The sequence below is a fragment of the Ilumatobacter fluminis genome (genome assembly GCF_004364865.1).
Classification (GTDB): domain Bacteria; phylum Actinomycetota; class Acidimicrobiia; order Acidimicrobiales; family Ilumatobacteraceae; genus Ilumatobacter; species Ilumatobacter fluminis.
This window is the reverse complement of sequence record NZ_SOAU01000001.1, coordinates 1,483,172-1,496,721: the sequence shown is the minus strand read 5'-3', so window position 1 is coordinate 1,496,721 and position 13,550 is coordinate 1,483,172. Positions and strand designations below refer to the sequence as shown.

Here is a 13,550-nt window from a genome sequence, read left to right as displayed (position 1 = left end):
CGTGCTGGAACGTGACGTCCCGCCGCCTGGTCGGTTGATGTCTGACATCAACCGACCGTTCGTGGGATCTGGCCCGACTCAGCTGAGGGTTCGTTCGACCTGGACTTCGTCGAAGGTTTCGATGATGTCGCCGGGCTTGAGATCCTGGAAGTCGCTCAGGCCGATACCGCACTCGAAGCCCGCACGGACTTCCTGTGCATCGTCCTTGAAGCGCTTGAGCGAGGAGATCTCGCCCTTCCAGATGATCGTGCCGTTGCGCAGGAAGCGCACCTTCGAGCCACGGGTGATGACCCCGTTCTGGACCATGCAACCTGCGATCGCACCGATGCGCGGAACCCGGAAGATCTCGCGCACCTCGGCGTCGCCGGTGACGACTTCCTCGAACTCCGGCGCCAACATGCCGACCATCGCCTGCTCGATGTCTTCGAGCAGCTTGTAGATGATCTCGTAGGTACGGATCTCGACGCTCTCGGTGTCGGCGGCGTCGCGAGCCTTGCGGTCGGGACGCACGTTGAAGCCGATGATCGTCGAGTTCGTCGTCGCGGCGAGGGTGATGTCGTTCTCGGTGATGCCACCCACGGCGCGGTGCACGAACGTGACGTCGACCTCGTCGGTCGAGAGCTTACGAAGGCTCTCGGTGACCGCTTCGAGCGAACCCTGCACGTCGGCCTTCAGGATCAGGTTCAGCGTCGCGGACTCGCCCGACTGGATCTGATCGAAGATGTCCTCGAGCTTGACGCCGCTCTTGACACGAGCGTCGCCGCGCTGGTCGCGGACCTTGCGGTGGAACTCGCGAGCTTCACCGACCGTGCGGGCCGTCTTCTCGTCGGGAGCGGCACGGAACTCGTCGCCCGCTTCGGGGACCGACGACAGACCGAGCACCTCGACGGGCGTCGACGGACCGGCGACCTTGATCTGCTCACCGCGATCGTTGATCATCGCTCGCACACGACCCCACGAGGGGCCGGCCACGATCGGATCGCCGACCTTCAGTTCGCCCTTGTCGACCAGGATCGTCGCAACGGGGCCACGACCCTTGTCGAGGTTCGCTTCGAGCACGATGCCCTTGGCGCGACCCGTCGGGTTGGCGTCGAGCTCTTCGAGTTCGGCGACGACGTTGAGCTGATCGAGCAGGTCGTCGATGCCGAGGTTCTCGAGCGCCGACATCTCGACGACGATGGTGTCGCCGCCCCATGCCTCGGGGACCAGCTCGTGCTCGGCGAGTTCGCTGAGCGCACGCTGCGGGTCGGCGTTCTCCTTGTCGATCTTGTTGACCGCGACCACGATCGGCACCTCAGCCGCCTTGGCGTGGTTGATCGCCTCGATCGTCTGGGGCATGACGCCGTCGTCGGCCGCGACGACCAGGACGACGATGTCGGTGACCTGGGCACCACGTGCACGCATCTGGGTGAACGCAGCGTGACCCGGGGTGTCGATGAAGGTCAGCTTCTTGCCGTCCTTCTCCACCTGGTAGGCGCCGATGTGCTGGGTGATGCCACCCGCTTCGCCATCGACGACGTTGGCCGAGCGGATGCGGTCGAGGACCGTCGTCTTGCCGTGATCGACGTGACCCATGACGGTGATGACCGGCGGGCGCGGCGCGAGGAGCGTCTCGTCGTCGTCGTCGCTGTCGTCGAACATCGCCTGGAGTTCGATCTCCTGCTGCTGACCCGGGTCGACGAGGAGCAGGTCGGCGCCGAGTTCGAGCGCGTACAGCTCCATGTGATCGTCGGACAGGGCCATGGTCGACGCGACCATCTCACCGTGGTTGAGCAGGAACTTCACCACGTCGGCAGCGGTGCGGTTCAGCTTCGGGCCGAACTCCTGTGCCGACACACCACGCTCGACGACGATGGTGCCCTCGGGCACCGGCGCGTCGGCGGCGGTGTAGCTCTGCTCCTGCGGCTGCAACTCGTCGCGATCGCGACGACGACGGCGCTTGCTGCGGCGAGGTGGGCGACGCTGGCCGCTCGGGCGACCGCCACCGGGACGGCCGGGGCCGCCTCCACCGGGGCCGCCGAAGGGGCGCGGACCGCCACCACCGGGGCCACCGCCACCAGGGCGGCCGGCGTAACCGCCGGAACGACCGCCGGGGCTCGGACGCGAGCCGGCCGGACGGGCCTGGCCGGGGGGCGGCGGAATAGGCTTGCCCGACGCCGAGACCGGACGACCGGGCGGCGGCGGGATCGGCTTGCCGGACGCCGTACGCGGCGGACCGGCCGGGGCCTTCGGAGGTGCATCGCGCTTGGCCGCGGCGGGCGGCGGGGCGGCGGGCTTGGGCGGCGGACCCGACGGATCGGGGCGGCCACTCGAGATGACTCGTTCACCGGCCGACTCGGGACCCGGGCTCGAGATGACGCGCTGCTCTGCGGCCGGGGCAGGTGCGGGCGCCGGGGCCTCGGCGGCGGGCGCCTCGGCAGCGGCGGGTTCGGGGGCCGGCGCAGGAGCGGGCTCCGGCGCGGGCGAGCTCACGGGCTCGGGTGCCGGCTCGGGAGCGGGCGAGCTGACGGGCTCCGGTGCGGGCGAACTCACCGGCTCCGGTGCGGGCGAGCTCACGGGCTCGGGTGCCGGTTCCGGAGCGGGCTCGGGCGCCGGCGAGCTGGCCGGCTCGGGAGCGGGCTCGTCGGCTGCCGGCTCGTCGGCGGGTGCCGGTGCGGGTGCGGCAGCCTTCTTCTTGGCAGCAGCCTTCTTCTTCGCAGCGGCCTTCTTCTTCCGCGGCTTCTTCTCGGGCTCCGGCTCGGCAGGCTGCTCGTCGCGAGTGAGGCCGTCGCGCTCGGCGCGGCGGCGCACCATGTCGGCGTACGGCTCGTTCATCGACGACGAGTGGCTCTTGACCGGGATGCCCAGCTTGTCGGCGAGGTCGACAGTCTCGGCATTCGTCATGCCGAGCTCCTTCGCCAGTTCATGTACTCGAATCTTCTTCGCCACGCTCTCAGTGCACCCTTTCGTCGTCGTCAGTCTCGCAGGGGCGGCGACGTTCGCCACCCTCTCATTCGGTCAGTTCAGTTCGTCTCGGAGTCGGTCGTAGGCGTCGGCGGCGGACCGTACCCGCCACGCCCGTTCGAACCCGCGTGCCTTGCGGGCTGCGTCGAGGCACTCGACACCGCAGATCCAGCCGCCGCGCCCGGGCGCGGTGCGGCTGACACGAGCGTGTCCGTCGGCGTCGAGGACGCATCGGACCAGCTCGTGCTGCGGACGTCGTCGCCGACAGCCCACGCAGGTTCGGATCGGAGGATCACTCGTCGTCACCGTCTCCGTTGTCATCGTCACCGCTCTCGTCGTCGTCGCTCTCGTCGGTGTCGGCCGACTCGGCCTCGGCCGTCGCCTCGGCGACCGGCTCGTCGTCGCTCGACTCGGCAACGGCATCGTCGCCGGTCTCGTCGTCGCTCGGCTCGGCAACGGCGTCGTCGCCGGTCTCGTCGTCGCTCGACTCGGCAGCAGCATCGTCGCCGGTCTCGTCGTCGCTCGACTCTTCCTGTTCGGCCCACTCCGACTGGCTGATGACCGAACCGTCGGCGGCATGCCACTCCATCTCGCCGGTCTCGGCGTTCTCGCGCCACTCGCCCTCGGCGTACTCGACCTGCTCTTCGAGGTAGCCGCCGGCGGGAACACCCTCGGCGACCTGCGTCTCGGAACGGATGTCGACGCGCACCCCGGTCAGGCGGGCGGCGAGACGAGCGTTCTGGCCCTCACGGCCGATCGCCAGGCTGAGCTGATGGTCGGGCACGATCACGTCGGCGGCGGTGCCGTCCTCGGAGATGTTGACCTGGTTGACCTTGGCCGGCGACAGCGCCTTGGCGACGAAGTCGGCGAGGTCTTCGCTGAAGGGCACGATGTCGATCTTCTCGCCGCGCAGCTCGTTGACGACCATGCGCACGCGGGCACCACGGGCACCGACGCACGCGCCGACCGGGTCGACGTTGTGGTCGTTCGACCAGACGGCGATCTTGGTGCGGTGACCTGGTTCACGGGCACAGGCCTTGATCTCGACGATGCCGTCGGCGATCTCGGGCACTTCGAGCTCGAACAGCCGCTTGATGAGACCGGGGTGGGTCCGCGACACGACGATCTGCGGGCCCTTGGCGGTCTTGCGGACTTCGACGATGTACGCCTTCTGCCGGTCGCCGGGGTTGGGGCGCTCGTAGGGCACCTGCTCGGCCTGCGGGAGCAGGGCCTCGACACGGCCGAGGTCGAGCAGGGTGTAGCGGGTGTCGGTCTGTTGGATGATGCCGGTGACGATGTCGCCCTCGCGGTTCGCGTACTCCTCGAACTTGCGATCGCGCTCCACTTCGCGGATGCGCTGCGACATCACCTGACGGAACGTCTGGGCGGCGATGCGGCCGAGCTCTTCCTTCTTCGGGGTGTCGTCGCGCTCGTTGACCCACTGGCCGTCCTCGTCGAGGTCGTAGGCCGTGAACGAGAACTCCATCGTGGACGGGTTGACCTCGACGACGACTTCGTCGGCGGCGCCGGGGCGACGCTTGTAGGCGCTCGCCAGCGCGTCGACGAGGACGTGCAACAGGTCGTCTTCCGACATGCCTTTCTCGGATGCGAGGAGGCGGATGGCCTCACCCATGTCGAGATTGCTCACGATGACTCCTTCTTCTGAACGGATTGCTGAGCGGACTGCTTCGCCGGCTTCTTCTTCGCCGCCTGCTTCTTCTTCTTGCCCTTGCCGGTGCCCTTGCCGCCGGGCTTGGGCTGCGGGCCCCACTCGAACACGGTGCGGGCACGGTCGATGTCGTCGAGCTGGACGACACGGTCGACGAGTTCGCCGTCGACCTCGACACGCAACGTGGCGGTCGTGTCGTCCGCGGCGACGAGGACGCCCTGGACGCGACGCTGCTCGGCGTCGACGTTGGCGAGGCGGATGTTGAGCTCCTTGCCGATCTCACGCTGGAAATGGGCGGGCGTGCGCAGCGTTCGCTCGACGCCGGGGCTCGTCACCTCGAGGGTGTATTTGCCCGGCATCGGGTCGTCGTGATCGAACTCACGGCCGATGAGGCGCGTCGCGAGGGCGAGCTGGTCGAGGTCGACGCTGCTCTCGGAACCCGGCGGCGTGTCGAGGGTGACACGAAGGGTGCCGCCCCGCTGCTCGAGGTCGTACAGGTCGAGTTGGAGGTCGGAGGCGATCGGTTCGATCAGCGCCCGCACGCGCCGCAGCACCGGAGTGTCGGTCGTGTCTCGTCCCATCGAATTCGCCTCCTTTCACACAACAAGGCGTGGGCAGTGCCCACGCCTTGATCGATCACTCAATCAATTAGCGAGATCCGAGTATAGCCCGAATCCAGTGCTCTCGGCAGGGGGCGACTCCCCGCCGGGCGGGCGTGCGGTAGCGTTCCGACATGGCCGACGTGCTCCCATTCCCCAAGGTTCGACCCGATGCGGACCCGGCGGTCGAGCCGGCCGAACACGACCGCCCGCTGCGCGAGGTGATCGGCGACGTCCTGCGGGAGGAACGTCTCGATCAGGAGCGCACCCTGGCCGACGTCGCCGACGACGCGTCGGTGTCGCTGCCCTATCTCTCCGAGGTCGAGCGGGGCGTGAAAGAGGTCAGTTCCGACGTGCTCGCCGCCATCTGCGACGCCCTCGAACTCCCGCTCGCCGACGTGCTCGAGCGCGCCGCAGAACGCCTCCGCCCGATGGCAGGCGGCGGCTCCGCCATGGTGCTCCTCGCCGCCTGACACTGCGTTCGCTATGCGCCGGGGCGGAGTGCCTCCTGGTGGGCTGCCGGCAGTTCGGCCGGGCCGGGGACGGTGTCGGCGACGCCGTACTCGATGGCCTGAGGGCCCCGGAGCACCAGCGCTCGGTCGGTGTCGTCCCGGACCTGGTCGGGGGTCCGGCCGGTGTGGCGGGCGAGGATCGCTTCGGCCTCGCTGCGGATCCGCTCGAGTTCCGCGGCTTCGAGGGCGAGGTCGCTCATCGAACCACGACTGAGCTCGGTGTGGGGCTGGTGCAGCAGGATCCGGGCGTGTTCGAGCACCGCCCGCTTCCCCGGGGTTCCGGCGGCGAGCAGGATCGCCGCCGACGACGCCGCCTGGCCGACGCACAGGGTGGCGACGTCGGACGGCACGAACTGGATCGTGTCGTAGATCGCCATCATCGCGGTGAACGAGCCGCCCGGGCTGTTGATGTAGAGCTGGATGTCGCGTTCGGGCGCCGCAGCGGCCAGGTGGAGCAGTTGGGCGACGACGACGTTGGCGACGCCGTCGTCGATCGGGGTCCCGATGAAGATGATGCGATCGCCGAGCAGGCGTGAGTAGATGTCGGTGACCCGCTCCCCCTTCGCCGTCGTCTCGATGACCGTCGGGATGGTGTAGCTGCTCACGCCGCACCGCCTGCCGCGAGCCCGATGCGACGGATCTGGCGCTGTGGCAGCACCTGGTCGAGCGAGGCGACCACCTCGTCGACGAACCCGTAGTCGCGAGCCTGTTCGGCGTCGAACCAGCGGTCGCGCCCCACGTCTCGGGTGACCTCGCCGATCGGTCGGCCGGTGTGCCGGGCGATGATCGATCGCATCCGGTCGACGGTGGCGACCAGGTTGTCGGCCTGGATCGCGACGTCGGCGGCCGACCCGCCGATGCCGGCCGAGCCCTCGTGCATGAGGACCTGGGCGTTGGGCAGCGCGAACCGCTTGCCGGACGAGCCGGCGCAGAGGAGCACCTGTCCCATCGATGCGGCGAGGCCCGTGGCGACGGTGACGACATCGTTCGGGATGAGCTGCATCACGTCGTACACGGCGAGGCCGGCCAGCACCGAGCCACCCGGACTGTTGATGAACAGACAGATGTCGGATTGTGGGTCGTCGGCCGAGAGGGCGAGCAACTCGGAGACGAGTCGGTGGGCGGACTCGTCGGACACCTCGTCGGCCAGCATCACGATGCGGGCGTCGAGCAACCGGTCCGAGACCGTTCGGGCAGCGGTGATCGTCATGCCGCCAGCTTCACCCCCGCCTGCGACCGTGCCACCCCCTTCTGCCACAGGCAGAACCGTCGGTTGATGTCAGACATCAACCGACCAGGTCGCGGGCAGCCCGACGATCGGTCGGTCGGTTGATGTCTGACATCAACCGACGGGGGCGAAGGCGGCGTGGACCGGGGCGTAGTGGTCGGGGGTGGTGGCGACGAAGCGGTCGAGCGCGGCGTCGGCGAGGATCGCCCGCACGACCGGATCGTCGTTCAGGGCCAAGACGGCCGCCTGCATCTCCGCGACGGCGGACGGATCGAGGCCGGCACGAGCGACGAGCGGTTGCACGGGCCAGGGGCCGAGCCGATCGATGACACGCAACCCGTCGACGCCGGCGTCGTGACGGGCCCGGCCGGTCCGGACGACCGAATCGACGACGGCGGCATCGAGCTCGCCCTGCACCAGCGCGTCGAGCGACGCGTGATGGCCTCCGGTGAACACGAGCTCGGCGAACGTCGCCGGGTCGTCGCCGCTTTCGGTGATCGCGTGGCGTAGGGCGTAGTAGCCGCTCAGGCTGACGACGTCGTTGCAGCCGATCCGGCAGTGGCGCAGGTCGGCGAGTGCGACGGCCGGATGATCCGGCCGAACGACGACGTCGCCGAAATAGACCGGCCGGCCGCCGGCATCCGGATCGGTGGGCACCCAGCCGACCCCGGCGAGCTGCACCGAGGGCGCCTCGCTGCGCAGCGAGAGATCGACGAACGAGGTCGAGCACACCCACCCGAGGTCGTAGGTGCCATCTCGGAACGGATCGGCGCCGGGCGCCGGCCCGGAGGTGCGGCTGTCGAAGTCGACCGTCGCTCCCACCGCAGCGCCGACGGCCTCGAACAGCGCCTCGGGGAACCCGGGCGACATGTACGAGATCATCCGCATGCCGAGCCACCGTACCGACCCATCCGTACAACTCGCCGGTCGGGTGGGTGCGGGCGTACGGTCCCGCTCGTGGGGGGTACGACGGTTCCTGGGTTCACCAACCGGCAGCTGTGGTTGGTGCTCGGCTCACTGATGCTGTCGGTCCTGCTGGCGTCGATGGAGATCTCGATCATCTCGACCGCACTCCCGACGATCGTCGGCGAGTTCCAGGCGTTCGAGAGCTTCGCCTGGGTCGGCACGTCGTACATCGTGACCGCCGCGATCGGCACGCCGATCCTCGGCAAGATGAGCGACCTGTACGGGCGTCGGACCGTCTTCTTGTCGACGCTCGGCATCTTCATCTTCGGCTCGTTGCTGTGCGGCTTCGCCCAGTCGATGAACCAGCTGATCGCGTTCCGTGCCGTCCAGGGCTTCGGCGGGGGCGCCATCCAGGCGCTGGCGTTCGCGATCCTCGGCGACATCCTCCCGCCGCGCGAGCGCGGACGGTACATCGGCTACTTCACGCTCGCGTTCGTCGGTGCCGCCCTACTCGGCCCGCTGATCGGCGGCTTCATCATCGACCACTTCAGCTGGCCGTGGATCTTCTTCATCAACGTCCCGCTGGGTCTGCTCGCCGGCGCCGTTGCCTGGCGGGCACTCCAGCTGCCGTTCCCTCGCCGGAAGGCGAAGATCGACTGGTCGGGAGCGGCGACCCTGTCGATCGCGATCGGCGCCGTGATGATCGCACTCGAGGTCGGCCAGGACGGCTGGACCGAGACCCCCGTCCTCGTCTTGTTCGGAGTCGGGCTGCTGACCACGCTCGCGTTCGTGCTGATCGAGCAGCGGGCCGAGGAGCCCATCATCCCGCTCCGCCTGTTCTCCGATCGGGCGGTGCTGACCGCGACCCTGATCGGGATGAGCGCCGGCACGATCGCGTTCGGAGCCGGCCAGTTCCTGCCGCTCTACTTCCAGGACTCGCTGTTCGTGTCGCCCACCGAATCGGGGTTGCGCATGCTGCCGCAGATGATCGGCGTCACGCTCGGCACGTTCGGGATCGGCCGACTGATCGCGAAGACCGGCAGGTGCAAGCCGTGGCCGATCGCCGGCACCGCGATCGCCGTCGTGAGCGCGCTCGTGATCGCCGGGATCTCCGGCGACACCGCCTACTCCACACTGTTCTTCCCGATGATCGGGCTCGGGTTCGGCATGGCGTCGGTGTTCACCACGTCGTCGATCGTCGCCCAGAACGCCGTCGAGTTCCGCGACCTCGGCGTGGTCACGTCGACGATCATGTTCTTCCGGTCGCTCGGCGGCTCGCTCGGGTTGGCGGTCTTCGGCACGATCCTCAACGGGGCGATCCGCAGCGAGATCCCGGCTCGGATCGACGTGTCGGCCGAGGAGGCGAGCGATCTGATCCGTTCACCCGAGGAGATCGAGGCGCTCCCGCTCATCGAACGGACCGCCGTGATCGACAGCGTGGCGATCGGCGTCGGTCGGGTGTACCTGGTGTGCGCCGGCGTGATGGCGTTCGGGTTCGTGGTCGCGCTGCTGTTGCCCGAGCGACCGTTGCGCGCACGCGCCGGCATCTCCGACGCGATGGAGCAACAGCAACACCCCTCACCTGCAGCCGGCGAGTGACGCTCAGGTGCGTCAGCGGCGGCGGTAGGCGCCGGGCGACATGCCCACGACCCGTTGGAAGTGGCGGTTGAAGGCGCTCTGGTCGTAGTAGCCGCACCGGTGTGCGATGTCGGCGATCGGGTCGTCGGTGGCGTCGAGTTCGGCGAGCGCCTGTTCGAGCCGCAACCGGAGCACCAGCTGTTTCGGCGACAGCCCGAGTACACGGCTCATCGACCGTTCGAGTTGGGTGACCGTCATCTCGGCTGCGGCGGCGAGATCACCGACGGTCGTCGACGCATCGAGGTGGCGACGTGCGTACTCGACCGCCCGCGACAACCCCTCGTGGGGTGCGGCCGCGTCGGCGGGCGTGCGGAGGTCGACCGAGACGCTGACGATCCCGTCGGGCTCTCCGTCGTCACCCACGAGACGAGACTTCGAGGTGAGGTACCACCCGATGGTGCCGTCGGGCCGGGTGATGAACTCGAGTTCGTTCGTCAGCGAATGGCCGGACGTGAGAACCTCGCGGTCCTGCGCCACATAGCGGTCGGCCAGCTCGGCCGGGAACAGGTCGTGTGCGGTGTGGCCGATCACGTCGCCGGGACCCGCCACACCGGCCCGCTCGGCGAACGCTCGGTTCGCCGCGAGGTAGCGACCTTCGGCGTCTTTCACGCAGAACATCACGTGCGGCGTCGTGGCGAGCACGTCGGTCACGGCACGCAGCGATCGGTCCACGTTCCACATTCTGACCGACGGATGAGGATCTTTCCGACGGCCCGGGCGTCGGATCCGTACAAGACCGTGCTGGTTCGATGGACCCATGGGGAATGCCGTTCGAGCCGACCGCACCGTCTCGCACCGGGAGGTTTCGGTCGACGACGCCGTCGCGCTGGCCCGCCGGCTGATGGTCGCCGGCGAGGCCGAGCTGACGCGAGGTGAGCGCCGACGCCGCGATCGTCTCGGTCGGCTGATCGCCGACCCGGACGGGCGGGAGCTGCTGTTCGCGTTGACCGATCAGGTACTGCGCATCGAGGACGACCGGAGCGCGGCGAGACGATTCTCGTCGATCGTCCGACAACACCCGTCGAACGCGCTCGGCCCGATCGACCGGGTGCTCCTGCGGGTCGGGGCCACGGTGGCGCCGTGGTTGCCTCGGATGGTCATGCCGTTGGTGACCCGTCGGATCGTCGCCGAGACGCGCGGGGTCGTGCTGCCCGCCGACGACCCTGCGTTCGCACGCCACGTCCGGAAGCGGGCCGAGCAAGGTGTTCGGCTGAACGTCAACCCGCTCGGGGAGGCGATCCTGTCCGACGCCGAGGCCGACGCGCGGCTCGCGATGGTGCTGGCGCGGATCGAGCGGGCCGACGTCGACTACGTGTCGCTCAAGATCACGTCGGTGGTCGCCGACCTCGATCCGTTCGCGTTCGAGCAGTCGGTCGGCCGGATCGCCGAACGACTTCGGACCGTGTACCGCACGGCGACGAACGCCGATCCGGTCACGTTCGTGAACCTCGACATGGAGGAGTACCGAGATCTCGAGTTGTCGCTCGCCTCGTTCATGCGGGTGCTCGACGAGGACGAGTTCGTCGGCATCGACGCCGGGATCGTCCTGCAGGCATACATTCCCGACTCGCACGAGGCGTTGGAGCGACTGGGGGAATGGGCGGTTGCACGACAGGCGCGAGGAGGCGGCCACATCAAGGTGCGATTGGTGAAGGGCGCCAACCTGGCGATGGAGCGAGTGGAGTCCGAACTGCACGGGTGGGAGCAGGCCCCGTACACGACGAAGGCCGAGGTCGATGCGAGCTTCAAGGCAATGCTCGAGTCGGCACTCCGACCCGGGTGGGGTGACGCCGTGCGGGTCGGCGTGGCGAGCCACAACGTGTTCGACATCGCGTGGGCACTGGTGGTCGCGGACGCGGCGGGTGCTCGCGGGCGCATCGACCTGGAGATGTTGGAGGGCATGTCGCCGGCCCAGGCCCGGGCCGTGCTCGCCGAGGTCGGCGACCTGCTGCTCTACGCACCGGTGGTCGCCCGGGAGGACATCGACGCCAGCATCGCCTACCTGTCGCGCCGCCTCGACGAGAACACACAGCCCGAGAACTTCCTGCGGGCCTCGTTCGATCTCGTCGTCGACTCGCCGGCGTGGTGCGAGCAGGAGCGCAGGTTCAGGACGGCCGTGGCCGAGCGGTCAATGGTGGGTCGCGCACGACGGCGAGTGCCGCTACCGGGCGCCGATCAGGCGACCTTCCGGAACGAGCCCGACAGTGACGTGACCGACCCGTCGGTGCGCGACGGGATCGGAACGGCCACGGTGCCCGAGCCGGAGATCGTTGCGTTCACCGACACCAAGTCGATCGATCGAGCGGCCGGTCGCGCAGCCGACGGGTTCGACCGGTGGTCCCGACTCGGCGACGACGAACGGCGCCGGGTCGTCCGGGCTGCGGCGGCCGTGATGCGGCGTCGACGGTTCGAGACAGTGCGGGTGATGGCCGACGAGACCGGCAAGACGATGCACGAAGCCGATCCCGAAGTGAGCGAGGCGATCGACTTCGCCGAGTACTACGCCGGTCCGGGCCAGTCGCTGCTGTCATCGCTTCGCACCGACGGTGTGGCCGTGACCGGTCGAGGCGTCGTGGCGGTCGTCGGGCCCTGGAACTTTCCGTACGCGATCCCTGCCGGCGGCGTGTTCGCCGCGCTCGCCGCCGGGAACGCCGTGATCCTCAAGCCGGCGCCCGAGTCCGTGCGGGTTGCCGCCACCCTGGTCGAGCAGCTGCACGAGGCGGGAGTCCCCGACGACGTGGTGCAGCTGGTGGTGTGCGAGGACGGTCCCGTCGGACAGCACCTCGTCACCCACGACGGGATCGACACGATCGTGCTCACCGGCTCGCTGGCAACGGCCGATCTGTTCCGGTCGTGGAAGCCCGACCTGCGGCTCTTCGCCGAGACGAGTGGCAAGAACGCGCTCGTGATCACTGCCGCCGCCGACCTCGACCTCGCGATCGCCGACCTCGTCCAGTCGGCGTTCGGGCACGCCGGTCAGAAGTGTTCGGCGGCGAGTCTCGGGATCGTCGAGGCCTCGGTGTACGACGACCCCGAGTTCCGGCGGCGTCTACGCGATGCGGTGACGAGCTGGCGGGTCGGCTGGCCGTCGGACCGGGCGACGATGATGGGGCCGGTCATTGCTCCCCCGTCCGGGCCCCTGCTGCGCGGACTCACCTCGCTCGAGCCGGGCGAGCAATGGCTCGTCGAGCCGCGTCGACTCGACGACAGCGGTCGGCTGTGGTCGCCGGGTGTCCGTCTCGGCGTCGAGCCGGGGAGCTGGTATCACCGCACGGAGTGCTTCGGTCCGGTACTCGGACTGGTGCGGGCCGACGACCTCGACCATGCGATCGAGGTGCAGAACGATTCACTGTTCGGCCTGACGGGCGGCATCCATTCGCTCGACCCCGCCGAGATCGAGCGGTGGGTCGAACGAGTCGAGGTCGGCAACGCCTACGTGAACCGGGGCACGACCGGCGCCGTGGTTCAGCGGCAGCCGTTCGGCGGGTGGAAGCGATCGTCGGTCGGCCCGGGCACGAAGGCCGGCGGGCCGAACTATCTGCTGCAGTTCGCCCGGATCAACGACGACTGGCCGATCGACCGGGTACGGGCCTCGTACGAGACCGCGTGGGCAACCGAGTTCTCGCAGGAGCACGACCCGAGCGGGCTGCGAGCCGAGTCGAACATCTTGCGCTACCGCCCGGTGCCCCGGGTGATCGCGCGCCACGACGGGACACGGCCCGAGATGCTCGAGCGTTGCCGCGTCGCGTCGGTGGTGACGGGCGTGCCCCTCGTCGAGTCGGACGCTCGTGTCGTCGACGAGGCGAGCTTCGGGTCGGCGCTCCGTCCCGACGACCGGGTCCGGTTGCTGGTGCCGCCCGACGACGGGTTGCTCCGGTCGCTCGTCGACTCGGGCGTGTGGTTCGAGACCACCGCTCCGAGCGGGCACGGCCGGGTCGAACTGGTGAAGTGGGTTCAGGAGCAGGCGGTGTCGCGGACGCTCCACCGCCACGGTCGGCTGCCCGAGGGCGACCTTGGCTGAACGCACCCACCGGCCCGTCACGGGCGACCGGTAT

At 69.2% G+C, this 13,550-nt stretch carries 11 protein-coding genes; 3 read left to right on the top strand and 8 right to left on the bottom strand.

The window, feature by feature from the left end:
* Nucleotides 1-78: 78 nt before the first annotated feature.
* The 4 genes from infB to BDK89_RS06700 form a co-directional block, all read right to left on the bottom strand.
* Complete coding sequence (gene infB, locus BDK89_RS06715) at nt 79-2,928, bottom strand: translation initiation factor IF-2 (protein WP_133868210.1); 2,850 nt, start codon at nt 2,926-2,928, stop codon at nt 79-81.
* Nucleotides 2,929-2,997: 69 nt separating this feature from the next.
* The gene (locus BDK89_RS06710; protein WP_166657431.1) at nt 2,998-3,216 is read right to left on the bottom strand and encodes a YlxR family protein; all 219 of its coding nucleotides are present in this window, start codon (nt 3,214-3,216) and stop codon (nt 2,998-3,000) included.
* Nucleotides 3,217-3,235: 19 nt separating this feature from the next.
* Nucleotides 3,236-4,591 carry a transcription termination factor NusA gene (gene nusA / locus BDK89_RS06705; RefSeq protein WP_243839114.1) on the bottom strand — a complete coding sequence of 452 codons (1,356 nt, stop codon included), beginning with the start codon at nt 4,589-4,591 and terminating at the stop codon, nt 3,236-3,238.
* Nucleotides 4,588-5,193 (bottom strand): ribosome maturation factor RimP, encoded by a 606-nt coding sequence (locus BDK89_RS06700; protein ID WP_133868208.1) that lies wholly within the window; start codon nt 5,191-5,193, stop codon nt 4,588-4,590. The genes nusA and BDK89_RS06700 overlap by 4 nt, the downstream gene beginning before the upstream one ends.
* 152 nt (nt 5,194-5,345) lie before the next feature.
* Between BDK89_RS06700 and BDK89_RS06695 the strand changes: the two genes are divergently transcribed.
* Complete coding sequence (locus BDK89_RS06695; protein ID WP_133868207.1) at nt 5,346-5,684, top strand: helix-turn-helix domain-containing protein; 339 nt, start codon at nt 5,346-5,348, stop codon at nt 5,682-5,684.
* A gap of 11 nt (nt 5,685-5,695) precedes the next feature.
* On the opposite strand, the gene BDK89_RS06690 is transcribed toward BDK89_RS06695, so the two are convergent.
* From BDK89_RS06690 to BDK89_RS06680, 3 genes are all read right to left on the bottom strand, one after another.
* Complete coding sequence (locus BDK89_RS06690; RefSeq protein WP_133868206.1) at nt 5,696-6,328, bottom strand: ClpP family protease; 633 nt, start codon at nt 6,326-6,328, stop codon at nt 5,696-5,698.
* The gene (locus BDK89_RS06685) at nt 6,325-6,933 is read right to left on the bottom strand and encodes a ClpP family protease (RefSeq protein ID WP_133868205.1); all 609 of its coding nucleotides are present in this window, start codon (nt 6,931-6,933) and stop codon (nt 6,325-6,327) included. The genes BDK89_RS06690 and BDK89_RS06685 overlap by 4 nt, the downstream gene beginning before the upstream one ends.
* Nucleotides 6,934-7,065: 132 nt before the next feature.
* Nucleotides 7,066-7,839 carry a phosphate/phosphite/phosphonate ABC transporter substrate-binding protein gene (locus BDK89_RS06680; protein WP_133868204.1) on the bottom strand — a complete coding sequence of 258 codons (774 nt, stop codon included), beginning with the start codon at nt 7,837-7,839 and terminating at the stop codon, nt 7,066-7,068.
* Nucleotides 7,840-7,908: 69 nt separating this feature from the next.
* Here BDK89_RS06680 and BDK89_RS06675 point away from each other — a divergent pair, with 69 nt between their 5' ends.
* Entirely contained in the window at nt 7,909-9,456 is a 1,548-nt protein-coding gene (locus BDK89_RS06675) for an MDR family MFS transporter (RefSeq protein WP_133868203.1), read from the top strand.
* Nucleotides 9,457-9,468: 12 nt separating this feature from the next.
* On the opposite strand, the gene BDK89_RS06670 is transcribed toward BDK89_RS06675, so the two are convergent.
* On the bottom strand, nt 9,469-10,167 hold the full coding sequence (locus BDK89_RS06670) for an AraC family transcriptional regulator (RefSeq protein WP_166657430.1): 699 nt from the start codon (nt 10,165-10,167) through the stop codon (nt 9,469-9,471).
* A gap of 85 nt (nt 10,168-10,252) precedes the next feature.
* Here BDK89_RS06670 and BDK89_RS06665 point away from each other — a divergent pair, with 85 nt between their 5' ends.
* The gene (locus tag BDK89_RS06665) at nt 10,253-13,516 is read left to right on the top strand and encodes a bifunctional proline dehydrogenase/L-glutamate gamma-semialdehyde dehydrogenase (RefSeq protein ID WP_133868201.1); all 3,264 of its coding nucleotides are present in this window, start codon (nt 10,253-10,255) and stop codon (nt 13,514-13,516) included.
* Nucleotides 13,517-13,550 lie beyond the last annotated feature (34 nt).